The sequence below is a fragment of the Bradyrhizobium sp. USDA3516 genome, from assembly GCF_057651995.1.
The window spans coordinates 67,453-93,642 of the sequence record NZ_JBYGYN010000017.1 but is presented as its reverse complement, the minus strand read 5'-3'; the positions used below and the strand labels follow the sequence as shown (position 1 = coordinate 93,642).

The window sequence follows — 26,190 nt, the reverse complement described above, 5'->3', positions numbered from 1 at the left end:
CGTTGCGCGATCATTGCATGAGGCGCCGCGCCAGATAGGGCGCCGTCTTGCCGCCGGCTCTTGCGACTTGCTCCGGCGTTCCCGCAGCGACGACACGGCCGCCTTCGTCACCGGCACCGGGGCCGAGATCGATGATCCAGTCGCTGTGCGCCACGACGTCCATGTCATGCTCGACCACGATCACGCTGTTACCGGCATCCACGATCCGCTCGAGCTGCGCGATCAGGCGCTCGACGTCGCGCGGGTGCAGGCCGGTCGTCGGCTCGTCCAGGATGTAGAGCGTGTGACCGCGTTGCGGTCGCATCAGCTCGGTCGCGAGCTTGATGCGCTGGGCCTCGCCGCCGGACAGTTCGGTCGCGGATTGGCCAAGGCGGATATAGCCGAGCCCGACCTCGCGCACGACCGAGAGCGATCGGTTCAGTGCGGAATCTCCCTCGAAGAACTCAAAGGCCTCGTCGACGCGCATCGCGAGCACGTCCGCAATGGATTTGCCGTTGAACTTCACCTCCAGCGTCTTGTCGTTGTAGCGCGCACCCTTGCAGGTTGGGCAGGGCGCGTAGACGCTGGGCAGGAACAGCAACTCGACGCACACGAAGCCTTCGCCCTCGCAGGTCGCACAGCGGCCCTTGGCGACGTTGAAGGAGAAGCGGCCGGCGTCGTAGCGGCGCGACTTTGCCTGCGACGTCGCTGCGAACAGTTTTCGCACGTGATCGAACAGGCCGGTATAGGTCGCAAGGTTGGAGCGCGGCGTGCGGCCGATCGGCTTCTGGTCGACGACGACGAGGCGGCTGATCTGGTCAAGGCCGGCAACGATCCTGCCGCCCAGCGTCTCGACCGTGGGGGCCAGGCTGTCGTCATCCGCATCAGTGGCAAGGGTATGGCCGAGATGCGCGGCCACGGTCTCGACGAGGAACTGGCTGATCAGACTGGACTTGCCGGAGCCCGACACGCCGGTAATGCCGGCGATGACGCCCAGCGGAATATCGACGTCGAGGCCGCTAAGGTTATTGCGGGTCACCCCCCTAAGCTTCAGATGCCGCTTGGCCTCGCGGCGGACCGTCGGCAGCTTCTTTCGTGGATGGGCGAGATAGCGGGCGGTGCGCGATTGCTCGATGTCACCGAGCCCCGCAGGCGGCCCGCTGTAGAGGACGAGACCGCCGCCTTCGCCGGCGTCGGGGCCGACGTCCACCAGCCAGTCCGCATGCCTGATCACCTCGATCTCGTGCTCGACGACGAAAATCGAATTGCCTGCGCGCTTCAGCCGGTCGAGCGCCCGCAGCAGGGCCTCGGTGTCGGCCGGATGCAGGCCCGCGGACGGCTCGTCAAGCACGTACACGACGCCGAACAGATTCGAGCGGACCTGCGTCGCGAGGCGCAGCCGCTGCAGCTCGCCCGGCGACAGCGTCGGCGTGCTGCGCTCGCAGGCGAGATAGCCGAGGCCGAGGTCGAGCAGAACCGCGAGGCGCGCCGACAGATCCTCGCAGATGCGCCTGGCGACGACGGTCTTCTCAGTCTTGTCCGATGAAGCTTTTGCAAACGGCTTGATCACGTCGTGCAACTGCTTGAGCGGCAGGTGCGACATCTCTGCGATGTTGAGGCCAGCGAATTTGACCTTGAGCGCCTCGGGCTTCAGCCGCGTGCCGTGGCAGGTCGGGCAGTCCCGCGTGATCATGAATTGCGCGACGCGGCGCTTCATCATCGCGCTCTCCGACTTGGCATAGGTCTGCATCACGTAGCGCTTGGCGCCGGTGAACGTGCCCTGGTAGCTCGGCTCCTCCTTGCGGCGCAGGGCGCGTTTGACCTCGGCGGCATCGTAGCCGGCATAGACAGGAACGGTCGGCTGCTCCTCCGTGAACAGGATCCAGTCGCGGTCCTTCTTTGGAAGCTCGCGCCAGGGCTTGTCGACGTCGTAGCCGAGCGTCGTCAGGATGTCCCGGAGGTTCTGGCCCTGCCAGGCACTCGGCCAGGCAGCGACAGCGCGCTCGCGGATCGTCTTGGTGTCGTCTGGCACCATCGATTTCTCGGTGACGTCGAGCATCCGTCCGATGCCATGGCAGGTCGGGCAGGCGCCCTCCGGCGTGTTCGGCGAGAACGCCTCCGCATAGAGCATCGGTTGTCCGCGCGGGTAATCGCCGGCGCGGGAGTAGAGCATCCTCAAGAGGTTCGAGATGGTGGTGACGCTGCCGACCGATGACCGCGTCGTCGGCGCCCCGCGCTGCTGCTGCAGCGCCACGGCCGGCGGCAGGCCCTCGATGTCGTCGACCTCCGGGATTTGCATCTGGTGGAACAGCCGCCGCGCGTAGGGCGACACCGACTCCAGATAGCGCCGCTGCGCCTCGGCGTAGATCGTTCCAAAGGCGAGTGAGGATTTCCCCGAGCCCGATACGCCCGTGAACACGACGAGGGCGTTGCGAGGAATGCGGACGTCGACATTCCTGAGATTGTGCTCGCGCGCGCCCCGGACTCGCACGAAGCCGTCGTCCTGCATCAGGTCGGGTTGTCTTGGTCGATCGTCCATCATGCCTCCGTCGGCTCCCCGAAGGGATCAACGGCAGGATCGCAGGATGGGTCCCTCGAGGCCACGGACCTCGTTGTCTGTTGCGACTGGACGGCAGATCTTTGCTGCAGAACCAGCGGGCGCCGGCGAATTTGCGCCGGCGTCCGCCGTCGCGCCACTCTCAGCCCGGCCCCGCCCCCTGCGTCGCCGTGTACACCGCGTAGAGCGATTGGCTCGCGGCCATGAACAGGCGGTTGCGCTTGGGGCCGCCGAAGCAGACGTTGCCGCACACTTCCGGCAGACGGATGCGGCCGAGCAGCTTGCCCTCCGGCGACCACACCGTGACGCCGCTGTAGCCGACGGCGCGGCCGGCATTGCTGGAGGCCCAGAGATTGCCGTTGACGTCGCAACGCAGACCATCCGGTCCGCACTTCACGCCGTCGATCACGCAATCGGTGAACTTCTTCAGGTTCGACAGCTTGTTGTCGCTGCCGACGTCGAACACGAAGATCTCGCCCTTGCCGCCGGGGCCGGTGTCGCCCGGTCCCTTGCCGGTCGAGGCGATGTAGAGCTTCTTGTAGTCGGGCGAGAAGCAGAGCCCGTTCGGGTCGGGCACCTGGTCCTCGGTGACGACGAGGTCGATGCGGCCGGAGGGATCGATGCGATAGCAATTGGTCGGCAGCTCTCGCTTGCCCGGCACGAACCCGGCCGGCTGTCCGATCCGCGGATTGAGCTTGCCGCTCGCATTGCTCGGGCCGCCCGCGACGTCGGGCTCGCCTTCGTAGAGCTGGCCGCCATAGGGCGGATCGGTGAACCAATAGCTGCCGTCGGGATGCGCGGCGACGTCGTTCGGCGAGTTCAGCTTCTTGCCCTGATAGGAATCGGCGAGCACGGTGGCGGTGCCGTCATGCTCGTAGCGCGTCACCCGCCGCGTCAGGTGCTCGCAGGAGAGCTGGCGGCCCTGGAAGTCGAAGGAGTTGCCGTTGGAATTGTTGGAGGGCGTGCGGAACACGCTGACGCGGCCGTCGTCCTCGGTCCAGCGCATCTGCCGGTTGTTGGGAATGTCGCTCCACAGGAGATAGCGGCCCTGCGCGCTCCACGCCGGGCCTTCGGCCCAGAGCAGTCCGGTGTAGAGACGCTTGATGGCGGTGTTGGGCTGGGCGAGATCGTTGAAGGACGGATCGACCGCGATGATGTCGGGGTCCCAGAAATATGTCGTCGGCGCGCCGCCCGGACCGAAATCGCGCGGCGGCGTCGTGATCGTCGTCGGCGGTGCGGCAGGTCCGGTCTGGGCCGGCGCGGGGCCCGCCATCGTGGCTGCGGCGCCGAGCGCCAGCCCCCGGACCAGTGTTCGTCGTGAAAGCGCAGCATTCTGCGCACGCTGCTCCTGCTCAGGAGCCTCCTGGCGTGTCATCGTATCCTCCCGGTCATCTTCGGCTGGCCGGTTGATCCGGCCGAGCGAGGCGAAGGTTAGTCCGGTCCGCGTCCGGTTGCGAGGGGCAGACTTGAAACCGATGCGTGATCGCAGGTCGCAATTTCGTCACCTTCGAGTGCGTTTGGATTGCAGGGCGCTAGCGGGGGATAAAGCCGGAGCTCATTGTGCAAGTCGTCATCCTGGTCATCCTTCTCTCGTTTGCCTTTGCGGCTGGCTATTTCACGCGGGATTACGTCTCCCGAAAAAGGCGCGCGGAGGCACGCCGCTGGCGCGAGTACGCGGAGCCGGACTGGCTCTCGGCCAATACGGCGGCGAACACCAACGAGATCGCGAAGACCGGCACCGCTGCGCCCACCGGCGAGCTCGGCCAAATGCTGAACCGTTGGGAGGACAGGGCGCGCGCCCGCCGCACCGGCACCGCGTAGTCGCCGTGCGGGCAGCGACCATCGAGCTATTAGGTCACGTATGTTGACCATCTTTTAGCGTTGCAGTTGCGGCCGTTTCTCGTCTAGAAACGGCCACATCGGGCCTCTCCCGGAAACCAACCGTCAACGGTTTTGACCGAGGATTTGAGGCTCAACAGGGTCCGGCAATGCTGATTCGCGGCCAAATCGAGGGGATTTCGGGGGAGGTGGCTCTGGCCGCCGCCGCGATCCCGGCTGCACTGCTGCCCACCCTCCTTATTGGCGGCCTTCTTCTTACTTGCCCCTGAGGGCCGGCTGGGCGCCATGCGCCTGGGCGCTCAGGGGTTGGTCGAGATCACCGGACACCTCAAGCGCCAAGGGACTGAAACGGGCTCTGAACGGCGCCAACGCTCAAAAGGAAATCTAGTCATGGCCACCGCGAACAAGTCCGAGAAGGACCGCGTCATCATTTTCGACACCACGCTGCGCGACGGCGAGCAGTGCCCCGGCGCCACCATGACCTTCGAGGAGAAGCTCGAGGTCGCCGAACTCCTGGACGAGATGGGCGTCGACGTCATCGAGGCCGGCTTCCCGATCACATCGCAGGGTGACTTCGAAGCTGTGAGCGAGATCGCCCGCCGCTCCAAGAACGCGGTTATTGCGGGTCTGTCCCGTGCGCACCCCGCCGATATCGACCGCTGCGCCGAGGCGGTGAAATTTGCAAAACGCGGCCGCGTCCACACCGTGATCGCGACCTCGCCGCTGCACATGCGCGTGAAGCTGAACAAGACCCCGGAGCAGGTGATCGAGACCTCGGTCGCCATGGTCGCGCGCGCCCGCAACCAGATCGACGACGTCGAATGGTCGGCCGAGGACGGCACCCGCAGCGAGATGGACTTTTTGTGCCGCATCGTCGAGGCCGTGATCAAGGCGGGCGCCACCACGGTAAACATCCCCGACACCGTCGGCTATACGGTGCCGGAGGAATACACCCACTTCATGAGGACGCTGATCGAGCGCGTGCCGAACTCGGACAAGGCGGTGTTCTCCGTGCACTGCCATAACGATCTCGGCATGGCGGTCGCCAACTCGCTGGCCGGCGTCACCGGCGGCGCGCGTCAGGTCGAGTGCACCATCAACGGCATCGGCGAGCGCGCCGGCAACGCCGCGCTCGAGGAGATCGTGATGGCGATCAACGTACGCAACGACAAATTCCCCTACTGGAACAAGATCGACACGACGCAGCTGACCCGCGCCTCGAAGCTGGTCTCGGCGGCGACCTCGTTTCCCGTCCAGTACAACAAGGCGATCGTCGGCCGGAACGCCTTCGCGCATGAGAGCGGCATCCACCAGGATGGCGTGCTGAAGGACGCCTCCACCTATGAGATCATGCGGCCCGAGATGGTCGGCCTGAAGCAGTCCTCGCTGGTGCTCGGCAAGCATTCCGGACGCCACGCCTTCGTGCACAAGCTGGAGGAGATGGGCTACAAGCTCGGCCCGAACCAGCTGGAAGATGCGTTCACGCGGATGAAGGCGCTGGCCGACCGCAAGAAGGACATCTACGACGAGGACATCGAGGCGCTGGTCGACGAGGAGATGGCGGCCTCCCACGACCGCATCAAGCTGACCTCGTTGACCGTGATCGCCGGCACCCACGGCCCGCAGCGCGCGACCATGAAGCTCGACGTCGACGGCCAGATCAAGATCGAGGAAGCCGAGGGCAACGGCCCGGTCGATGCCGTGTTCAACTGCATCAAGCGCCTGGTGCCGCACGAGGCCAAGCTCGAGCTGTACCAGGTCCACGCGGTCACCGAGGGCACCGACGCGCAGGCGGAAGTGTCGGTGCGGCTGGCGCAGGACGGCCGCTCGATGACGGCGCGCGCGGCGGATCCGGATACGCTGGTGGCTTCGGCCAAGGCCTATCTCGGCGCGCTCAACAAGATCGTGATGAAGCGCCAGCGCGACACGGTGACGACGGCGGCGGCGAGCTGACGAACGAAGTTCGTCATTCCGGGTTCGGTCCTGCGGACCGGCCCGGAATGACGGCGTCGAGAATATCTGCCCTGCTAAGGGCCAATGGCGGCCCAAGACGTGAGCCGCTATTGATGGTACGGCTATTGTAACGGCGCCCGCACAGGGCAGCCGAAGAGAACAAAGAGAATAACAACAGGGAGAGACCATGCGCACCTTGGCGATCGCCGCGTCCATCGCGGTTCTGGCACTCGGCTCGAGCGGGCCGGCATCGGCCCAATCACCGATCATCATCAAATTCAGCCACGTCGTCGCCACCGACACGCCGAAAGGCAAGGGCGCGGAGAAATTCAAGGAGCTTGCCGAGAAGTACACGGGCGGCAAGGTCAAGGTCGAAGTCTATCCGAACTCGACGCTCTACAAGGACAAGGAAGAGCTCGAGGCGCTCCAGCTCGGCAGCGTGCAGATGCTGGCGCCGTCCAACTCCAAGTTCGGGCCGCTCGGCATCCGCGAGTTCGAGGTGTTCGACCTGCCCTACATCCTGCCCGACCTGAAGACGCTGCGGAAGGTGACGGAAGGGCCGCTCGGCACGAAGCTGCTGAAGCTGCTGGAGCCTAAGGGCATCACCGGCCTTGCCTATTGGGACAACGGCTTCAAGCAGATGAGCGCGAACAAGAAGCTGATCACGCCGGCCGACTATCAGGGCGTGAAATTCCGCATCCAATCCTCGCGCGTGATCCAGGCCCAGTTCAAGTCGCTCGGCTCGCTGCCGCAGGTGATGGCGTTCTCGGAAGTCTACCAGGCACTCCAGACCGGCGTGGTCGACGGCCAGGAGAACACCTGGTCGAACATCTATACCCAGAAGATGCACGAGGTGCAGAAGTACATCACCGAAACCAATCACGGCTATATCGGCTACGTCGTGATCGTGAACAAGAAGTTCTGGGACGATCTGCCGGCCGACATCCGTGACCCATTGTCGAAGGCGATGAAAGAGGCGACCGAGTTCAGCAACGCGCAGTCGCAGAAGGAGAACGATGACGCGCTGGCCGAGATCAAGAAGAGCGGCAAGAGCGAGATCATCAAGCTGACGGCCGATCAGGACGAGGCGATGCGCAAGGCGATGGAGCCGGTCTACAAGGAGGCCGCGGGCCGCATCGGCCAGGGGCTGATCGACGAGTTCCTGAAGGAAGCCAAGAGCCCGACGAACTGACCGCCACGGGCGACCAGCGAAGGGCTTCCGCGCACCGCACGGAGGCCCTCTTGTTGCGAATCAATTCTGTTTGCATCTGAACGGACATTCACCGCAGTTACATCTCTGCAAGGAGGCCCTTCCTGTCCAAGTTGTAAGTTGCGCGTCAGCCCCCTCGCGCTCATCCTCACGGCACCTTTCCAGAGGAGGTCAGGATGAAGAAATTCACCATCGCCGCCATCGCCGTGCTCAGCATCGCCGGCTCGGGCGCGGTCTATGCCCAATATCATCGCCCGTGGATGGAGCACGTCCGCCATATCCGCATGAACCCCGAGGACCGCGCCGCCTTCGTCGACGCGCGGATTGCCGCCGTCCATGCCGGGCTGAAGCTGAACGCCGATCAGGAGAAGATGTGGCCGCCGGTCGAGGCGGCGGTGCGGGAGTTCGCCAAGCTGCGCATCGACCGCGCCAATGCGCGGATGAATGCCGGGCCGGGCGATGCCGACAGGGCCGAGGATCCAATCGCCCGCCTGCGCCAGCGCGCCGAGGACATGGGCGCCAGCTCGGCCGCCCTGAAGAAGATCGCCGATGCCGCAGATCCGCTCTACAAGACCCTCGACGAGGGCCAGAAGCGGCGTCTCGCCGTGCTGACCCGGCACCGCGGCCCGTTCGGCGGCGGCGAAAACGGTCCGCGCCACCACCACTTCATGGATCGCATGGACCGCATGATGGAACGGGGCATGGAGCGCTTCCACCATGACCGCTTCGACCGTGACCGCGGTCCCGACCGGGACCGGGAGGGCCGGCTCTGAACGGACCGGTTCTCGCGCCGTAAACCCTGGCGAAGCCGCTGGAATCCAGCGGCTTTTCGCATTTCCGTCCCTGTGGACGAGACCTTGGAAAACTTGCGTCCGATCGCTTGCCAGACCCGGATCGCTTTGCTAAACGACCGGCCTCGCAAGGCCTTGACCGCCTTTCGGGCGCATAGCTCAGTTGGTAGAGCAGCTGACTCTTAATCAGCGGGTCCCAGGTTCGAGCCCTGGTGCGCCCACCACTCTCAAGGCATTGGCCCGCAAGGGCTTTTTTAATTTGCGCGACGGAACAAACGGGGTCTCGTGCGACGCTTTTAGTGGTCGTACGTCGCACGGCGTGCGACGAGTCGGATAATTGGGAGCGTTCTTGCCGGGCGCGGGCGATCGTAGATGGCAAACCCCGCGCGTTCACAGATGACCCAGTGCCGAAGCGCTTGGCTCGTTGAAGGAATGAGTCGAAACACAGAATGCGAGATTGGCCGCGCGCTGCGCGACCTTAGGCCGGAGCCCATGCTCCGCTGAAACACCAGCCATGAGGCCTACTGGTCTCTGTTCAGCCTTTCATGCCTTCCTTACGCACTTGCAATTCAAGTCTGTCGATGCCGGAATCGGCGCGAGCCGCATTCCGGGCGCGGTAGTGCTTCACGATGGTCTGCGCGCTTCGGTATGAATGCCCAGTGATGTCGCAAATCGTCAGCAAGTCGCAGCCAGCTCGATCGAGAAGCATGACGCAGGTATCGCGCAGATCCTGGTCGTGCTTTTGGTCGAGTTCGCCGGCGCCGTTTACAAACATCAGCGCAGGACAGGGCTTCAGGCGCCATGCCGTCTCATCGCTATTGCTGTCGCATGCGGTCTGCGCACCCAGCCATTCCGCCAATGCGCTCTTGCGCTGATCGACCGCTCGAGCGCGCTGCGCCTTATTCTCCTCGTCGAGAGGAAAAGGGGCGAACAGCCTATCGACATCTTTAATCAGTTCGGCGCTCAGTCGCTCTGCGCGTACAATTGCCTGGCGCGCGCTGTCGCGCGCGAGAAAGCCAAAGATCGCGACGGCCCGGGCGGTTGACACCCAATGGCGATAGGTACTCTCGTCATAAGGCTCGCCATTGTCCTCATTGACCACGAGTTCAGGTGGCACCTTATCCAGTTGAAGCCGAAGCTTGAGCTCTTTTACGCGTGCACGCGAGGCATTCAGCCGTGCGCTGAGTTGTGGCGCCTCTTTGATGTCGACAAGCTCGCCAGTCTTGCTCTGCCGGAACGCGTGACGGCCCTCAAAGTCGCTCTCATTGCGCATAATTAGACGGTCAGTCTGGCGCTGCCCGGTGAACAACGCCAGATGAAAGCTATCGCCGACCGAATGCCGTTCGATCGCATCGGCTGCGGCGACCCATGCGGAGAATTCGGGCATCGTAACCTGCACGATGCGTCCCTCTGGATGATCGAACTCCATGCCTTCTCGCGGGTTGGGTCCGAGACGCCACAGGGTGCTTTCTTGCCCCCAAGTGAACGCCGCTGAGAGCGTCGCTATCATCGAGAGCGCCATATGATGGCCGCGAGCCGATTTCGCATAGTTATAGAAGGCGCGGAATTCCGGTTTGCCGATTGACGTCGGAGTGGCAGTCGCGATCGCCTCGAGTTCTCGTACGGGCTCGGCCAAGCCGAGCAGCCTGGCGGCACGGATTTCGGCGCGCATCTTCGCCGCGGATTCGCGTGATTGCGGTCGGTACAAGATAGCGGAGATACACTTGCGATAGGAAGATTGCGAGGCGGCCGACAAGGATTTGAACTCAACCGACTTGCTCCAATCGTCCAGAAGATCTTCGATCGTAGAACGCTTCCGGATGGTAATTTTCTTCGGTAGCTTGCCGGCGTGGCGCGCCGCCTCGATCTCCGACTTCCGCTTGTCTGAAAAGTCTGAGGCTTCTTGGAGATTGAACCAAGCACCGACCGGACGGCCTTTTTCATCGTACGGCGGATGGCGCAAGTCGGCATCGACAAAGCCGAGAGCTCTGGCATAAGAGCCGTGCGACGAGCGAGGACGGCCATTACGCCACTTCACATGGGGAAATTTGGGATCGGCCATGGAAAGCCTCAGTGCCAGTAAGAGATGGCACCCATTGGAATCTAGCGCGATCTAGTCTGTCAAGAGTCGTACTGGCCGTAAGCTCTCCGCAGCCGCTCGCGGTGATCCTCGTCAGTTGCTGCTGGCGGCGGCGCGAATGCGTCATTAGCAATTGTCTTTGGGCGCATAGGATGATGTCGGGTAAGCCAAGCATCGAAGCCGGTGCGTTCCCATTTCAGCGGTCCTCGCTCGCTGATCGGCGAAGGCAGGCTATCACGCTCGTGCCTGAGGCGGCGCGTGCGATAGAACGTATCCAGAGAAACGCCAATCGCCGCGGCGACGTCGGTCGCAGAATAGGGTGGCTGTATGCTCTCAGCGCGCAAATGCATAATGCCTCGCCGCTCTTGGCCTTTTTGGCCAAAGATTTGATGAAGCAAAATGAGCAGACGGGAGTACAGACGGAAAGCATTCCCAACCTGCGTGTAGGGAATTTGGCTTCTTTGGAGTGCGAATAGGACGCCCGGGTGTTAACATGCCAGACGTTCGTCCGCCGCTCCAGCATCAGATGCTCTTTTCTGGACCTGTTGACTCTTAATCAGCGGGTCCCAGGTTCGAGCCCTGGTGCGCCCACCAAAATCCCTTGTAGAGCAATAGGTTAAGAGATTCTATCGCCGAGGCCGTTTGGCGGCTTTCGCCTGGGTCACGCCTGGGTCACGTAAAACGGCCTTTGCTCAATCCTTGGCCGGGCTAGGGCCTCACCCAAGGATTAGATTTCGTGCGGCCGCGGTGTCTCGCGCCGCCAGAAGCGCCGGGTCGAGCCGTAATCGAGTCCTTGCATACCAACGTTTCGCGATAGATTCGGCGCGCTCCATCTAGCCGGCGCAAACGCCATCATTTATACGGCACGTATATTCACCTCCTGCAATCGAGGCGCTCGATTTTCCGTGGCGCACCCTCAGATAGCGCGCGTCGCGTCGGCCAGCGATGAACGGCATACGCCATGACGCGAAGGCGGACGGTAAGGACAAATATGGCTGCTCCGAGTGATCCGCCTTTTTCATCCACGGTCTCCTCCGTGATCGACGCTTTTTTGCAAAGGCTCGAGGACCACAAGACCCTTCCGCCAGCATCGCTCTCCGCTCTGCGACAGGCTTTGGCGGATCACAAGCTGGACGCAGAAAGCCTGCGGGAGGCGATTTTCACCCCTGCGGAGCAGACCGATGATCCAGATTGAAGAAATCGAAATCGTCGAGTTCCGTGGCATCCGGCATCTGAAGCGTTCGCTCGGGCGGAGGAGCCTCGGCATCGCGGGTCCGAACGGCACCGGCAAGAGCGGTATCGTGGACGCAATCGAGTTTGCCCTCACCGGAAGCATCACGCGGCTTGGCGGCGCGGGCACGGCTGAGCTGAGTGTCAAGGCGCACGCGCCGCATGTGGACTCGAGCAAGAAGCCCGAGAACGCATTGGTCCGCCTCAAGGTTTATGCGCCTGCACTGAAGAAAAGCTTCACAATCGAACGGAGCGTCAAGAACGCAAACATCGCGACGTTGAAGCCGAACGACGCCGATGCCAAAGCCATCCTCGCCCAGCTCGAAACCCATCCCGAGTTTGCGCTGTCCCGTCGCGAGATCATCAAATACATCCTCGTCCCGGCAGGGAAGCGGTCGCAATACGTCCAGGAACTTCTGCGTCTCGATCAACTCGAAAAGCTGCGGACCTCGTTTCAGCGCATTGCCAATGAGGCAAAGCGAGATCATACCCGTGCTGAGGCGGAAGATCGGCGGACCAAGTCCGACTTCTTTCGGCATCTTGATATTGCGGCTCCGAAGAAAAATGACCTGCTTGCCGCAGTGAATGCCCGGCGGGCCCTTCTGAGGCTCGATCCGATCACCGACCTCGCGCCGGCAAATGCCCTCAAGGCTGGCGTCAATGCAGAGGCCGAAGAGAAGGCGCCGCAGCCCTTTTCCAAGTTTGGTGCCAAGAGCGACCTTGCAGCCTATCAGGAGTGTCTGGCTGCCTCGCAGCAGGCGGGAATGCTAGGTGACAAGGCTGCGGCAGTTGCCGCGCTTACCAAGCTCACCGATGATCCTGCCTTGCTGAAGGTGGTCAAGCAACGTGCGTTGCTCGAGCGGGGGCTCGAACTGATCGAGGAAGATGCTTGTCCGCTCTGCGACAACGCCTGGGAAATGGCCGCGTTGGTCGCCCATCTTCAGGAGAAGATCGCAAAGGCCGACGCTGCCTCCGCTGTTCTGAAGCAGCTTGCATCCGCAATCGCTCCCATCACGGCGCACCTGCAGGCGGTGGTCCGCGAAGCCGGCAGGGTGGCTCAATGGTGCGAAAAGGCCAACCCTCCGATAGACGCTTCGGCGCTCGGCGTGCATGCCAAGGTGCTCGACGGCGACCGTCTCATTCTCGAGAAGATCGTTCGCGATCCAGCGGTCATTGCTGAGGCCCTGCAAGCGCTCGGCCGATTGGGCACGCCCACCCCGGGCGAACTGCTCCAAGCCACAGATGGTCTGGGGGCCTACATCGGCACGTTGCCAGATCCTTCAAAGGAGGAAGCGGCGAAGGAGTTTCTGATCGTCGCGCAGGAAAAGTACGATCAATGCCGAGTGACGCAGCGGGCGCTGAGTTTGTCGGCGCAGCAGGCTGAGAAGGCCTCGGCTGTACTGAGCCACTACGGCGAGGTCAGCACCGCAATCCTGGAGGGCATCTACGATAAGGTGCAGAAGGATTTTACCGAATACTACAGCTTCATCAACCGTGACGATGAGGACAAGTTCGAAGGCAAGCTCTCGCCGTCATTCGGTAAGCTCGCCTTCGATGTCGACTTCTACGGGCGCGGTAAGTTTCCTCCGGGGGCCTATCATAGCGAGGGCCATCAAGACGGCATGGGGCTTTGCCTCTATCTCGCGCTGGTGAAGCATACGCTCGGCGACGGGTTCACACTCGCCGTCTTGGACGATGTTCTGATGTCGGTCGACGCCGGCCATCGGCGTGAGGTCTGTGCACTCCTGAAGCAAAAGTTCCCAAGCACGCAGTTTATTCTGACTACCCACGACGGGGTGTGGCTCAAGTTCATGCAGAGCGAAAAGCTGGTTCAGAGCACACTCAGCTTCGGCGGCTGGACGGTTGACGGGGGGCCACAGGTCTGGACCGAAGGCGACGTCTGGACGCAGATCGACGGATGCCTCGCCAAGGGCAATGTGCCGCAGGCGGCGGGAACGTTGCGACGCTACCTCGAATTCATGTCGACGATCTTAGCGGACAACCTGCGTGCTCGCATCGAATACCACGGTAACGGACAATACGATCTCGGCGATCTCTGGCCCAGCGTGCTGGCCGCATGGAAAGCCCGCCTCCAGGAGGCGCGCGATTCTGCGGCCTCATGGGGCAAGAATATCCAGGAGGCCGAAACGCTCCAAGTGGAATCCAAGAAACGCGTTGCTGCGACGAAGTCGGAGGAATGGATGATCAACAAGGCCGTCCATTACAACTCCTGGGCGGATCTCCAGCCGAAGGAATTCGTTGCGGTCGCGAGTTCGTTTCAGGAATTGCTTCGGCTGATGCAATGTCCCAACACCGACTGCGGTGAGTTCCTCTGTGTTTCACCTATCAAGGGCGACAAGGAGGTGCTCCGCTGCAGCTGCGGCACGATCAGCCTCAACTTGGTAGCGAAAAAGAAATGACGCGCAGCCGCAGCGCGTGGCAACCCGGCCACATTGTTTGATCCTGTTCGAGAACCGCTCGACCCAGTTGCAGGTGCGGTGGAGATAAGGGCTGAAGCAGATCGGATCGCTGCGATTGCTTTTCGGCGGGATGTCGGCCTAGGTGCCGTTTTCAAGGCAAGTTCTCTGATCCAATCTGCGTCGTAGCCACAGTTGGCAGGGAGCATTCGACCCGAATTTCAGACGAGATGGCAATTTTCTGGCAAATCGGACGTCGTGTGCTTCGCCGGGGCTCAAAGCCAGCAATACCTGCAGAATTGCTATCGATCACGCGTGACGGCGAGGATCGATATGCGACTATCCTACTTTCCAGTCAGGTTCGCCTACGGCTTCCAGCATTGGGATCTCCAGACTCGGAATCTCCGGCATCGCCTTGCCGGCGATCGCTTGCAGGTCACCCACCATGCCGACGGTCGACTCGATCACAGCCAATATTTGCGTTTCGCGCTTGGCCCACTGCCTCCCCAAGAATTTGCGCTCCTTGTCCAAATCCTCGCGCATATCGTTAAACTTCTCGACCACGGCATCTACCCGCTGGCGGAATTTCGTGCCAGTCAGGTACTGGTAGACCTGCTCCATCTTGGTCTGCTGTCCCTGTTGAACCATGCGCGAACTGCTGACGTCGATAAGTCCCTGGCGGAGAGCCACTGCAACCGGGAGCGCACATCGTGGATGAGCAACCCAGATGCCGTCGATGAGATCGAAATGCTCTACATGCTTCGGTAAAGCCTGCGAGACGATGAGCGCCACATCGGCTCCACATCGGCGTTGATCATCGCGAAGTTTTGCAAGCCAGCCGTCACTCCAGGCCTTAGTCCGTTTCGACTCCCATAGGATGATGCCGGCGGGCTGACTGATCGAGCCGTTCACCTGCTGTATCATGTCGGCACCGAGTTCACCCTTGCCGACCGGCTCGATCAGATCGGTCGGAAACCTTCCCCGGAGCAATTCCTCGAGTTCAAGTTCGAGAACCTCACCTTGCGACTGTTGCGAACCTTGCTCGGCCTTGCGCTTCAACTCCTCGATCGTGCGGGCCATAGACTCGATCGTTTGGTCCTTTTCCGCAACGCGCAAGCGCGCAGCTTCGTCGGCATCCTGCTTTGCCCTAGCCTGGATTTCCCCAATGGAGGCCTGCACGCGCTTTTCTATGGTTAAGTCGAGTTCGCGCTTTTCGTCCTCGAGCGCTCGTTGCTGTCGCATCATTTCGGCTTGTTGCTTCTGGGCCTCGGCGAGCTTGAGGTTATTGTTGACTAAAGTGGCCCGTAGCTCCGCAGCCTCCGATTCCTTTGCCTGTAGCTCAGCAGCAGCCGCCTCGCGCGCCTTCTTTCCCTCGCTAGCGGCAAGTTGGGCCCTCCCTGCCGTCAATCGCTGTTCGACCTGGTCTTCAACTTGCTCGCGGTCCTTCGCAAGTTGCTCGCGTTCCAGCCGCAGCGCCTCGAGTTTGCGAGCCAACTCGGCGTCCTTGCTCGCCAGCTGTTCCTGAAAGCGTTGACGCGTTTCAGCAAGCAGCGGAGCAGCCAACGATTCCGTCAAATGGATCTCGTGATTGCAATTGGGACATTGCAGGGTCGGTTCAGTTGAAGCTCCGGCTGCGGCTGCTTTAAAGCTCATGAACTTTCCTCATTCGGATCGGTGCGGATTGAACATCATCCAAGCGCGGTTGGGGCGTCTAAGGCGGCGATGTCCACATGCTGTTCGCCGATCGCAGCCCTTTTCCACGCAATCCGCACTTTCGAGTCGGGCGGAAATCGCCGGCGCTTTGGCGGGGACTGGCTTTGCCACATTGAGCGAGGTTGAAAGGGGGGTAATCGCAGTTGTTCTTGTTATGTACTCACGAGGCGGCCGTCAATTGGTTTCTTAATCTTATGGCTGTCCCGAGATCAGCGAGCCCTTGTTGAGGCGCAAGGTTGCACTCGTTAGCCGTGCGAATTCTAAACTTTCGCGAGACGTTGTGGCGTCTTCAGGCGCCAATATACGCATTTGCGGTAGCTTAAGGCGCCAAACGCTTGACATCACAAGGACGAGTGGTTATATCTAGGGGGCCATAAGGCGCCAAAAAGCCTTTTAAGGGAGCCTTAAGACGCCATGCCTCCTCGTAGCCAATTAATCAGCGCGCCACCCTCAGCTGTTCAGGAGGCGATCAAGCGCTTGGGTAACAATCTCCGGACCGCGCGCCTTCGCCGCAACCTGAGCCATGCAGAACTGGCAGCTAAGCTAGGCGTAGATCGCCACGTCATCGCTGACGCTGAGAATGGGAAATTGAGCACCAGTGCCGGCGTGTATGTCGGCATGCTGTGGGCAATGAATCTGCTTCCATCGCTTGCCGAGGTTGCCAGCCCGAAGAACGATGAGGAGGGGCTCGCTCTAAGCGGCCTCGATGAGCGCGAGCGTGCGCGACAGGGGGGAGGACCAAGCAATGCCTTCTGAGGAGTGTTTCGTCTACATCACCCTGCCAGGCCAGACAGAACCGGTTACGGCGGGGCGGTATCAGCTCGACACGACACGCCAAGGGGCCGCCGTTGGACAATTCGTCTATGGCCGCAGCTACCTCGAGCGAAAGGATCGCGTCGAGTTCGATCCGGTCGAGCTCAAGATTCAAGTCCCTCCGTTCCGGACAACGAAGTTGCGGGGCAATTTCGGCGCGTTGCGGGACAGCTCTCCGGATGCCTGGGGACGCAAGCTGATCGAAACTCGTCTGGGCAATCCGTCGCCGAGCGAAATTCAATATCTGCTCAATTCACCCGACGATCGCGCCGGCGCCTTGGGCTTTGGTCTTAACGTGCAACCGCCGGCACCTGTTCGTACTTTCAACAAGACGCTGGACTTGGCGCGTTTAATCGAAGTAGCCGACCAGATCGTCGCCGCTGAGAAGGATCCAGCAGCACCAGCACCAGCAGGTGCTGACGCTGAACAGGCCGAGGCGTTGATGCGCGCGGGTACTTCAATGGGGGGCGCGCGGCCGAAGGCTACTGTCGAGGACGAGGATACGCTTTGGCTCGCGAAATTCCCCCATCGCGACGATCGATGGAACAACCCTCGGGTCGAGCACGCCATGCTGACCCTTGCTCGCGAGTGCGGGATCTCTTGCGCAGAGAGCCAGATGACCACGATCGGCGACAAAGATGTCGTCCTGATCAAGCGGTTCGATCGGAATAAGGCCGAGAAGGGTTACCACCGCAGCAGGATGGTGAGCGCCTTGACGCTGCTCGATGCCGATGACACGCCTGACACTGTCGATAAGCGTCAGAAATGGTCATATCTCCTGCTGGCTGACGAAATTCGGCGAGCCGCATCCGGAAGTCAGTCGAAGGATCTGCCAGAGCTGTTTCGGCGGGTGTGCTTTAACGCCCTCATCTCCAACACCGACGATCATCCACGTAACCATGCCATCTTGGCAAAGGACCAAGCGTGGTCGCTGTCGCCGGCATACGACCTCACACCGAACCCGATGATTGCATTGGAGCGCCGGGACCTGGCGATGGCATTCGGCAACTGGGGACGATACGCCAACCGCGTCAACTTGCTGTCGCAGTGCGAACGTTTTCTCTTGTCCAGAGAAGACGCTACGGCAATCGTTGACGGCATGAAAGCAACCATTGAGGAGGCCTGGTATCGCGTGTGCCGGCAAGTTGGCGTCAGCGAGCGGGATTGCGAACTGATCCGCAGTGCGTTCGCTTACGAAGGGTTCGGTTACAATTTGGAGGATCCGACGATCGCAACCGACGACGTCGAAGAGCTGCCGACCACCCGTCCCCGCTAAGCAATCGGAAAACGCTGGGACAGCGAAGATCGCGGGTCTCATGGGGCGAGCGTCACAAAGCTCCGTCCGGTGACGGGCCAGCTATTAACTTCTCCTGTCTTGAGACAAGGCCTCAACTTTTGGTCGGCCAGAGGCATTTGAATGTCTGAGTTGCTCGATGATATCTGAGTAGCGACCCGCTTTTTCGACGCGTCGGACCAACTGGGCCAGGATCGGTAGCTTGCTTCTAGCTGCTCGAAACGCTTCATAGGTTCGCTTATCGACATAGGTGACATCGGTATAGGCGGCCAAGCTACCGAGGTGCGCATCATTCAGATCGCTTCCCTTCCACTGCTTGCCGTCCGGCCGGAATTGCCCGATTCCGGCTTGAACCACTTGCGACGGCAGTCGTCGTTCGGAAATTGCTGTCTTGAGCTCGAGCCAAGGCAGTTGGGTAATTCGGTTTATGACGCGCAGCTTGCTGTGAAAACTTGCGAGCGCGCCAACGTCGGCCACTGTCGTGTTGCTATCAATATCCGACAGTTCGATGCCGAATGCCTCCAATATCCGCAACCCGGGGTTATCGGAGCCCACAATGGCGCCGCCGAGTTTGCGGACTGAAGCGAGGAACGATGCTGCCGTCGCGTCCGCGTCCGGGATGCGGTTGTCGCCACGGGCCTTCATATCGTGACTCAACTTGTCATGCATAACCTGAAGACGATGCCGAATGTCCTCAGGCAAGCGAGCGTGCCCGCGCAGCATGTCAGCTATTTTGATCTGGGCTACGCCCGCAAAATCAGACCGCGAGATAGCGACGATCTCCCGGTCGCGCGCTTGCTGTCGGACGAACTCCGTCTGCAAGATCGGCAGGGCTTCGAGAAACGGACGAAGGGCAGCTGGACCGCTCGTAAGACGCAGCATTTTCCGCGCAACAAAGTCACGGATAGCAATCACATCCGCATCTTGGTTCGCAAATGCAGCGCTTACTTCTAAAGCCTGCAAGTCGAGGATGCTTCCGATGACATCAGTGCTCTTGGCGGAAGATACACAAGCGACCAGCGGAAGTGATTCGAGAAAGCCGACGACTTCAGACACAAGCCGCGGATTCTGGTGTGCGAGAAGCTCGGCCATGTGATGCCAGCTCAATAACAGTACGCTACCCGTGGCATCGAACGCGCTCTGAAACTCCCTTGCCAATCGCCGAAGTCGCTCGTCACTGGAGGCGTGATCACGCGCAAGATCCGCAAGGTGGGACGAATCCAGCACAACGAATTTTGGTTTCAGCAGCGTGCTCGCCATTTAACGTCCAGTGGACACGGAAGCGCTTTGCTCCCGTGAAGATGAATCCTGATCTGCGGACGGAACTACGTTGACGATTTCGAATTCGTACCTGCGGTAGGAGGTCCTTACCTCTTGCGTGGGTCTGCGGTCGATTGCTCGGATCCGGAGGCGCTTGGCGAATTCCCGTCGTCTCAAAGGCTCCTTGAGATACGTCTCGAGGTCCGAGGCCGCGGACCGGTCGCTCTCAAAAGTCTTCTGAAAGGAGCCGCCGGAAATGATGCCGCCTTTACCGAGGCTCAAATTGAACAAGATCGCGCCACTGAAGAAGTCCTCGAAGTCTCTCAGGGCAACGATGGGCACGCCGCGGAACGAAAAGCCATTCAGAAAAGTCTTTTCTGTGAGGGCGAATGGAACAACTCTTTCGACGTCAGCTGGCCAGTTCAGGCTCGAACACAGGGTAGACCAATTTGCGATAAGGAACTCCGCTTTTCTGGCAGCCTGTTTGCAAGCGCCAGCCATCTTTTCCACGTGCTGCAAAATCGCAAGTGGCTCGGCTGAGAACGCATCGTACTTCACTTCCGCGAGGTAGATTGTCTTATCGGCTAGGATCAGCAGATCAACCTCCTCAAAAGTCGAGGTGGTCGGCTTCAGCTTCATGGGCCCACGGACCGCGAAGGGAAGCGACGCCTTCCTGATCGCGTGCGTCGTCAGGTCAGTGATGTAGGTCTCGAAATCGCGGCCGATGTCTATATCATCATTACCAGATACCAGTTCCTCGACATAACGCTCGAAGTTCGCATGAGCGCACATCGGAGACAGCAACGCGTAGCTCGTCTCAAGACGTACGAGTGGGGTGAACCATATGTCGTGCTTCTGGCCCGGTATAAATAGGAACCGATCTAACAGATCGCTAGCCATTTTCTCGTCGATGTCGAGGAAGGCCGCGACAAATGCGTCGAATGACGTGGCGTCGAACAAATATGAGTTGCTCTCATTCTTCAAGCCGAAACGGGAGAGGTTTCCGAGTGATATGAAGGTGAGGAGAAGATAAATATCGAGCGCGCGCGAAGCGGGGTGATCCGCCTTCAGACACCGAACAATATTTCTCAGAAACGGATAGGCAATGTGATCGTGCATGCTCGCGCGAAATTTGGCAAAGTCCCGTCGATTTTTTCGTCCCACGCGCAATTGACCGTCAAGGAAGCGGTGCTGTGCCACGGCGAAACCTTTGGCGCCGCCGAACGAGATGTGTTGCATTCTCAGCGATCCCTCGCGCGCCAAACTGATCCGTTGTGCGATCTCAATAGCATTGTCTGCGAGCGCTTCCGGCGCGGTATCCACCTCGTTGCCAAGGCAGAGGCACTCAAGCCGATCGTTCTTGTAAATCCTGAACTGATTGAACACTCTGAAGAGCAAGCGAAGGTTCGGGGCCGCGCCATCCCCCTGATCTGCTTGCGACTTGAGGAAGGCGCAGTAGTCCAGTGCAACTTTGAGCGTGTCAAAAATGCCTTCTAGGAGGTCGTCGCCGGAGTAGTCATTGCCATCGTCCGTCCGGAACGCGCGAAGGTTCATCAGATCGGATTCGGGAACAGTGTCGTTATCGGTTGGCGGAATGAATGGTTGATCGAATATGTGGAAGCCGTCGAACAGCGCTAAAATGACCGCAGAGCGGCGTATTGGCTCGGAGTGTTTCGCCGACAGGCGGTAGGATGCGAGCGCATCTCGCAAATCAGCGAAGATTGCAATGAATGTGTCATATGTCCGGCAGAATTCGGGGACGCCGGCGCGAAAGCGCTCAATGAGCGCATTCGCCTGCTGCTGCTCGAATTTGAAGTGATCTGGCTGAAGGCGCGTATCATTGATGATGAGAGACCGCATCTCGCGGCGGTCAAAAAACGTGTCAAGCGTGAAATTATAAGCAATCATCGACCGTCTTTCGGTGGCGAGGGCGAGGTGGTCTCATACTTCCGTTGAGCTCCGGATCGCAAGCGTCGAACTCCTTCGGGGAGGCTTGCCGTCGAGATCCGCGCCATCAAGTTTCGGGCAATCCAGCGCGTTAGATGCGTGGCTGAGAAGAACTGTCCCGCACCTTGAGACTGCAACGCCACAGCAACGATGTTATGCGGCTGGATCGAACGCAGATTTGTCAGGATCGAGATCGGCGTTCGCGGGGGGCAGCGGGTGGTGCGGCACAAAAGCCTTCGCCTGTTGGGCGAAGAAATGGGGCCGCAGGATAGGCAGCTGCTCGCGAGCCTCGGTGAAGCCACGGTTTTTCATCTCCGCGATGCGTCCGGCGTTGTCCAGGGTGTACCGGCCCAACGGAGCGGTCTGATCGATCCGCCAGATTGCCTGCCGATGATGGACGTCGCCGGTGACGATCTTTGCCGTACCCATCGCGCTGTGGGACTGTCCCGCCATGAACAGGCGCACCATCGACGTCGCCATGGGTAGCTTGCCCTTCCATCGAGGTGGCGCTTTCACGTCGTTGGTCGTGCCGATGCTGAGGATTTTCAGCCGATCCGCCGGCCAATTGAGCATCCCGATGGCTTCAATCGCCGCGACACCGATTGGGTTGGTTGCCCAAACCCCACCGTCGACGAGCTCGATCGCGTCTTGCGTGACGTGCGGGTCCAGGAAAGTTGGGGCCGCTGCCGTTGCCATCGCGGCGTCGACCGCCGAGACCTTGTAGTCGGTCTCGAGCCGCGGATGATGGGCGGTCTTGTAGATGTAGACCCGCTCGAGCATCGGATGCCACGCTGGCACGACCAGGCGGGTCCGGCTCTCGCCGAGTCGTCGATCGCCGAGCACGCCGACGAGCGCGTCGCGCAGCGGCTTGGAGGAATATTTCGAGGCGAAGAGGTGACGCGCGCCTCTCCAGCGCTGCAACACGAAGTTCGCGACGGCGCCGCGGTGCTGATCGAAGATGACGGGGCCCTGTTCTTCATAGAGCTTGAGGATATCCTTCGCCGACAAGCCGAGCCCAAGTCCGATGGCGATGATGCCGCCCGTGGACGTTCCTGCGATCAGGTCGAAGTAGGAGGCTAGCGGCGCGTCGAGTTGATCTTCAAGCTTCGCCAGGAAGGCGGCCGGGAAGACACCGCGGATACCGCCTCCGTCGATGGACAGGATCTTGTAGGTCGGCAGGTCGTCGTGGCTCATGCGTGCACTCCCGTTTGATCTCTGAAACGGAGTCTCGGCGGGCGGCCGAGCTCTCGATCGTGTCCCGACGGATGGACGCCTCCGCCCTTCCATTCGCCGGATGCCAGCCAGTCCTCGAAATACCAGAGCCAAAGCGCACTCCACGGCACGATCGTCTGATCGATCCGCATCCATGGCTGCCACTCTGAGGTTCCAGGCAGATAGAGACACAAGCGCGTCGGATTGTGATAGACATGGGGCAAGTCGCGACCGCCGGCGAGCTCCGCGAGATCCGGCGTCTCGATGAACGTGCGCGGCGATCGCTCCTGCGCCATCTCGATGCGAACGCGGTAGATCCGGCTCAGAGGCGAGGGTGAGGTATCGAACCTCCAGACGAAAGCGCCCGCCCGCAGCACGCCGTCTCCAGAGCTCAGCGGATTGGCTCTCAGGTTCACGTACTGCTGTGCTGCTGTCAGCGGCTTCCGGCGCCCCAATCGCATTCCGTCACCGCGCGTCGCCGAAGAAGGTGTTGCCCCGGACGGGCGTGGCACCGGCGGCCGTTCCCAAGATCAGACCCGCTGGCTTGCTGATCGACAGGTTGTTGCCGGTACGGGCCGTGTTGACGCGTGCGGTTAGCGCATCGAGCGCGGCATTAGCCGGCGAGCGTCCGACGACATCGCCCAGCAGGCGGCGCACGTCGTCGAGCCCTTGCGCGGCGGCGAGGCGCTCGACGTCGGAGATCAGCTTGGTGTGCCACTCGAAGAACGCGGCCGCGCGCTCCGGGTGCTTGTTCCATTTTTCGCAAAAGTTCTCGCCGATCGTCGTTTGGTTCCAGAGATACCATTCCACACCGGTGTCGGTGACGCGGGTCTCGATCAAGTCCGGCATGCGACGCAGCAGGTCGACGATCAGGTCCAGTCCGTGGTTATACACCAGGTTGCCGACGCAAAACTCGTAGGCTCGCGATGCCAGCGTTGTGATAATGATGGACAGCGGAGCCAAGCCGTCGGTGTCATCAATGAATTCGAGGTCGCGGTGACGCTTCGCGATCTGCACGGTCCGGCGCAAGAGGCCTTTCAGCTTCATTTCCTCCGGATAGGGCTCCACCGAGTCCTTCGCGATGGTGCTGCCGAGGGTCCGCCCGAAGGCGGAGCGGATGCGGGCCCGCAGCTTGGCGCGACGCTCGAACTTCGCGCGGTATCCCATGGGGTTCGACGCCTTCCAGGACTTCAACATCTTGTCGGGGACGAGTTCGCCGCCGAGCGGGCAGCCGGGATTGGGGATGCTGGGGGTGATATCCAGGTGGAATTCGTTGGCGTAGTTGAGCCGCCAACAGCGGGGCATTTCCTGCAGCAGGGGGGCGTAGTGGCCGTTGGCCCGCAGGCGATCCCCGATCTGCCGCTTGAGCATCGAGGGCGAGATGGCAATGTCGATATCCGGCACGTGGGCCACCAGGTCCACGTCGTATTCAGCGCTGCCGATCGGCTTGACCGTCGTGCCGATCGCCACGGAGCCCTGGAGCCGGATTGCGATCTCGGCCAGCAGCGGGTCCTCGGACCGGGACAGCCAGTCGCCGACGCCCTCATAGCGCTGCTGCGCGACCTCGCGCTGATTGGATGACGGCTCAAGATGCTGGCAGGCCTCCTCAATGAGGTCCGCCAGCTGCGACTGGCGCAGCTGCGCCCGTTCTGCTATGTAATTCATTGTTTCAACACCGGTTTTCGAATGATTGCCCCCGGTTCTCTTCGAAACCGGTCGCCTCTACACCTGCATGCCGGCCAGCCGCGCGTTTCGGACTCGATTGTTTTTGTCCGAAAGAAATTTTTGGGCGGCATAGGATGCGTGAAGCTATGGACGACGTCAGCGTGCCACCTCCCGAAGTATCGGCCTCCGCGCCCGAGCACCTCACATACGATGAGGTGGCGTCGGCGCTGGATGGACTGACGCCACTCGACCTTGTTCGGTTGGACGCTATTGAACGCCGCTACCTTGGTGGGACCGACTTCGCCGAGGGCGACCTGCTGCAGGAGGCGATGTGTTCCGCGCTGTTCGAGGAGAAGCGTTGCCCGCGGATCACCCGGTTCATGGCCTTCCTGGTCCAGTCGATGCGAAACATCGCCGGCCACCGGCGCGATCGACTGATGCAGCAGGTCCCGATAGAGGGTGCGACGACCGACGAGCGCAAGTCGAAGTTTGAGTTGATGGATTCGGGACCTAACCCTGAGGACGCGGCGATTCGGGCGGAACAGGATCGGCGGGCAGCGGAAGTCTGTGCGGCACTGAATGTGCACTACGGCGCCGACGAGGAGATGAGCATGGTGCTACTCGGCTGGGAGAGCGACATGAGGGGAGAAGCGTTGCGAGATCTTCTTGGCGTCGACCAGGCTCGCCTGGACTACGTGGTCAAGAAAATCCGGCGCATCGCGCGTCGGGAGTATCCGAAGGGATGGCGGCTATGAGCAGAGACCCGACAGACCTCGAACGATTGTCCAAGATTGACAAGGCCATTGACGACAGCATCCTCGACGCCTCGGAAGCCGATCTGCGTGAAGACTTCAAGGAAGCGGGTGACGATTTCGACCAGGCCGTGGCTCGCGCCGGCCGCGCTTTGGAGCAGGCAAAGGCGCGTGCCGCTCGCATGCGTTTCAAGCGGGCTCAGGATGAATCGAAGGCATACCGTGAGCAGCAGAACGTCAAGAGCTTCGACCTTGCGAAAGCGCGTCGTCGTTTCGATGGGATGCGTTCCGGTGAAGTCGCTGATTCAATGATGGCCGCGCGCAAGGGCGGCAAACTTTCGGTGAGCGATGAGGAAAACTTATTGAAGGATCTGGCGCAGCTCGAGGCACTTGAAAACGAGGACAAGGAAGAAGGGGAAGGATGACCCCGGCAGAGCGCCTGCTTGTCGGGCTCGGGATCGCGGAGCCCAAGGATATCGACCTCGACGCCATCGCATGGACGCAGGGCGCAGTGGTCAATTACAGGCCGATCGACAACTGCGAAGCCACGATCGTGGGATCGACGAAGCGCGCCGTCATCTCGGTCAATAGTCTCAGCATGCGCCAGCGTCGCCGCTTTTCCCTCGGACACGAACTTGGGCATTGGCACTTCGACCGCGGAAAGATTCTCTTCTGCGGCAAGAACGACGTCTGCAATTTCAGGCATGACGCCCTCAGCCCGGAGCGGCGTGCCGACGACTTCGCCTCCGATCTGATCCTTCCGAATTTCATGGTGCTTCCTCGACTTCGGAAGATGAAGCGTCTCACTTTGGCGGCGTCCAGGGAGTTGGCCGACGAGTTCGACGTTAGTCTCACGGCCACGCTCGTGAAGATGACCGCGTTGAACCATTTCCCCATGGTCATCGTTTGCCATAACAGGCGGGAGCGCGTTTGGTACAAGACGTCACCGATGATTGCGCAATGGTGGCGGCCTGTCAGGGCACTGGATGATCAGACGTTCGCTGCCGATATGCTGCTCAGAGGTGCCGACGAACAGAACTTTCCCCGAAAGAATCCGGCCGATGCGTGGTTCGATTTCAAGGGATGCGATCGGTACGAGGTGGAAGAGCAGTCGTTCCTGCTGCCGGATGATGAGATCCTCACTGTGCTCACGCTGCCCCGACAGGCGATCGCTTAGACCTTGGGCTGCGAGTTCAGCCCGGCCTCTTTGTAGCGACCGGTCCGATTTGGACAGGGGGATCCAGGAGCTTTCGTTCGACAGTCTGGCAACGCTAAGCCGTCTCATGGTTGCGATCGGCCGCTTTCTTAATTAGATGACTTGTTACTCAGCCCAGCCGGCCGACGTCACTTTCGGGATGGTGTTTCCTGGGAGGAGGCGCTTCCGCGCGGCCTTCAACGCGACCTTCGTTAGAACGGCGCGATCAGGCTGAGGCTTCCGGTCTTTACCGGCGTGCAATAGCTTCCGGCGACCTCCAAGG

At 61.0% G+C, this 26,190-nt stretch carries 21 protein-coding genes, 1 tRNA gene and 1 pseudogene; 13 read left to right on the top strand and 10 right to left on the bottom strand.

Features of this window, described 5'->3' with window-relative positions; translation table 11 throughout:
• Window positions 1–10: 10 nt before the first annotated feature.
• The gene (uvrA, locus tag AC24YW_RS35820; RefSeq protein ID WP_487487098.1) at window positions 11–2,518 is read right to left on the bottom strand and encodes an excinuclease ABC subunit UvrA; all 2,508 of its coding nucleotides are present in this window, start codon (window positions 2,516–2,518) and stop codon (window positions 11–13) included.
• A gap of 160 nt (window positions 2,519–2,678) precedes the next feature.
• Window positions 2,679–3,911, bottom strand: coding sequence for an SMP-30/gluconolactonase/LRE family protein (locus tag AC24YW_RS35815; protein WP_487487086.1), 1,233 nt, complete (start codon window positions 3,909–3,911; stop codon window positions 2,679–2,681).
• A gap of 182 nt (window positions 3,912–4,093) precedes the next feature.
• On the opposite strand from AC24YW_RS35815, the gene AC24YW_RS35810 reads away from it, so the two are divergent.
• From AC24YW_RS35810 to AC24YW_RS35790, 5 genes are all read left to right on the top strand, one after another.
• Entirely contained in the window at window positions 4,094–4,357 is a 264-nt protein-coding gene (locus AC24YW_RS35810; RefSeq protein WP_487487097.1) for a hypothetical protein, read from the top strand.
• 408 nt (window positions 4,358–4,765) lie between these two features.
• Entirely contained in the window at window positions 4,766–6,328 is a 1,563-nt protein-coding gene (locus AC24YW_RS35805; RefSeq protein ID WP_487487085.1) for a 2-isopropylmalate synthase, read from the top strand.
• 187 nt (window positions 6,329–6,515) lie between these two features.
• Window positions 6,516–7,520: a TRAP transporter substrate-binding protein gene (locus AC24YW_RS35800; protein WP_487487084.1), complete on the top strand. Its 1,005-nt coding sequence runs from the start codon at window positions 6,516–6,518 to the stop codon at window positions 7,518–7,520.
• A gap of 194 nt (window positions 7,521–7,714) precedes the next feature.
• Window positions 7,715–8,311, top strand: a complete 597-nt coding sequence (locus AC24YW_RS35795; RefSeq protein WP_487487083.1) for a Spy/CpxP family protein refolding chaperone — start codon at window positions 7,715–7,717, stop codon at window positions 8,309–8,311.
• Window positions 8,312–8,477: 166 nt separating this feature from the next.
• Window positions 8,478–8,553: transfer RNA gene (locus AC24YW_RS35790), tRNA-Lys, on the top strand.
• Between the two features lie 311 nt (window positions 8,554–8,864).
• Here AC24YW_RS35790 and AC24YW_RS35785 read toward each other — a convergent pair.
• Entirely contained in the window at window positions 8,865–10,391 is a 1,527-nt protein-coding gene (locus AC24YW_RS35785; protein ID WP_487487082.1) for a site-specific integrase, read from the bottom strand.
• Window positions 10,392–10,561: 170 nt separating this feature from the next.
• Between AC24YW_RS35785 and AC24YW_RS35780 the strand changes: the two genes are divergently transcribed.
• The 3 genes from AC24YW_RS35780 (at window position 10,562) to AC24YW_RS35770 (ending at window position 14,059) form a co-directional block, all read left to right on the top strand.
• Window positions 10,562–10,885 carry a hypothetical protein gene (locus tag AC24YW_RS35780; protein ID WP_439401230.1) on the top strand — a complete coding sequence of 108 codons (324 nt, stop codon included), beginning with the start codon at window positions 10,562–10,564 and terminating at the stop codon, window positions 10,883–10,885.
• Window positions 10,886–11,400: 515 nt separating this feature from the next.
• A complete protein-coding gene (locus AC24YW_RS35775; protein ID WP_354202895.1) occupies window positions 11,401–11,604 on the top strand; it encodes a hypothetical protein in 204 nt (67 codons plus the stop codon).
• On the top strand, window positions 11,591–14,059 hold the full coding sequence (locus AC24YW_RS35770; protein WP_487487081.1) for an AAA family ATPase: 2,469 nt from the start codon (window positions 11,591–11,593) through the stop codon (window positions 14,057–14,059). The genes AC24YW_RS35775 and AC24YW_RS35770 overlap by 14 nt, the downstream gene beginning before the upstream one ends.
• A 12-nt stretch (window positions 14,060–14,071) precedes the next feature.
• Here the strand turns inward: AC24YW_RS35770 and AC24YW_RS35765 are convergent.
• A pseudogene (locus tag AC24YW_RS35765) lies at window positions 14,072–14,353 on the bottom strand (IS5/IS1182 family transposase); the annotation flags it as partial.
• A 42-nt stretch (window positions 14,354–14,395) separates the two neighbouring features.
• Window positions 14,396–15,709 (bottom strand): DUF2130 domain-containing protein, encoded by a 1,314-nt coding sequence (locus AC24YW_RS35760; RefSeq protein WP_461327360.1) that lies wholly within the window; start codon window positions 15,707–15,709, stop codon window positions 14,396–14,398.
• Window positions 15,710–16,246: 537 nt separating this feature from the next.
• On the opposite strand from AC24YW_RS35760, the gene AC24YW_RS35755 reads away from it, so the two are divergent.
• Together AC24YW_RS35755 and AC24YW_RS35750 are read left to right on the top strand one after the other, a co-directional pair.
• Window positions 16,247–16,525, top strand: coding sequence for a helix-turn-helix transcriptional regulator (locus AC24YW_RS35755; RefSeq protein WP_487487080.1), 279 nt, complete (start codon window positions 16,247–16,249; stop codon window positions 16,523–16,525).
• Window positions 16,515–17,858 (top strand): type II toxin-antitoxin system HipA family toxin, encoded by a 1,344-nt coding sequence (locus AC24YW_RS35750; protein ID WP_487487079.1) that lies wholly within the window; start codon window positions 16,515–16,517, stop codon window positions 17,856–17,858. Before AC24YW_RS35755 ends, AC24YW_RS35750 begins: the two co-directional genes overlap by 11 nt.
• Window positions 17,859–17,942: 84 nt before the next feature.
• Here the strand turns inward: AC24YW_RS35750 and AC24YW_RS35745 are convergent, their stop codons facing one another.
• From AC24YW_RS35745 to AC24YW_RS35725, 5 genes are all read right to left on the bottom strand, one after another.
• Entirely contained in the window at window positions 17,943–19,136 is a 1,194-nt protein-coding gene (locus AC24YW_RS35745; protein ID WP_487487078.1) for a hypothetical protein, read from the bottom strand.
• On the bottom strand, window positions 19,137–21,044 hold the full coding sequence (locus AC24YW_RS35740) for a hypothetical protein (protein WP_487487077.1): 1,908 nt from the start codon (window positions 21,042–21,044) through the stop codon (window positions 19,137–19,139).
• Window positions 21,045–21,236: 192 nt separating this feature from the next.
• Window positions 21,237–22,277, bottom strand: coding sequence for a CBASS cGAMP-activated phospholipase (locus tag AC24YW_RS35735; protein WP_487487076.1), 1,041 nt, complete (start codon window positions 22,275–22,277; stop codon window positions 21,237–21,239).
• Entirely contained in the window at window positions 22,274–22,756 is a 483-nt protein-coding gene (locus tag AC24YW_RS35730) for a type II CBASS E2 protein (protein WP_461327376.1), read from the bottom strand. Before AC24YW_RS35730 ends, AC24YW_RS35735 begins: the two co-directional genes overlap by 4 nt.
• A gap of 4 nt (window positions 22,757–22,760) precedes the next feature.
• Window positions 22,761–23,960, bottom strand: coding sequence for a nucleotidyltransferase domain-containing protein (locus tag AC24YW_RS35725; protein WP_487487075.1), 1,200 nt, complete (start codon window positions 23,958–23,960; stop codon window positions 22,761–22,763).
• Window positions 23,961–24,106: 146 nt separating this feature from the next.
• On the opposite strand from AC24YW_RS35725, the gene AC24YW_RS35720 reads away from it, so the two are divergent.
• From AC24YW_RS35720 to AC24YW_RS35710, 3 genes are read left to right on the top strand one after another with little or no spacing between them, the layout of a single operon-like run.
• Complete coding sequence (locus tag AC24YW_RS35720; protein WP_461327367.1) at window positions 24,107–24,715, top strand: sigma-70 RNA polymerase sigma factor region 4 domain-containing protein; 609 nt, start codon at window positions 24,107–24,109, stop codon at window positions 24,713–24,715.
• Window positions 24,712–25,137 (top strand): hypothetical protein, encoded by a 426-nt coding sequence (locus tag AC24YW_RS35715; RefSeq protein ID WP_461327368.1) that lies wholly within the window; start codon window positions 24,712–24,714, stop codon window positions 25,135–25,137. Before AC24YW_RS35720 ends, AC24YW_RS35715 begins: the two co-directional genes overlap by 4 nt.
• Entirely contained in the window at window positions 25,134–25,889 is a 756-nt protein-coding gene (locus tag AC24YW_RS35710; RefSeq protein ID WP_461327369.1) for an ImmA/IrrE family metallo-endopeptidase, read from the top strand. Before AC24YW_RS35715 ends, AC24YW_RS35710 begins: the two co-directional genes overlap by 4 nt.
• The last annotated feature ends 301 nt before the right edge of the window (window positions 25,890–26,190 follow it).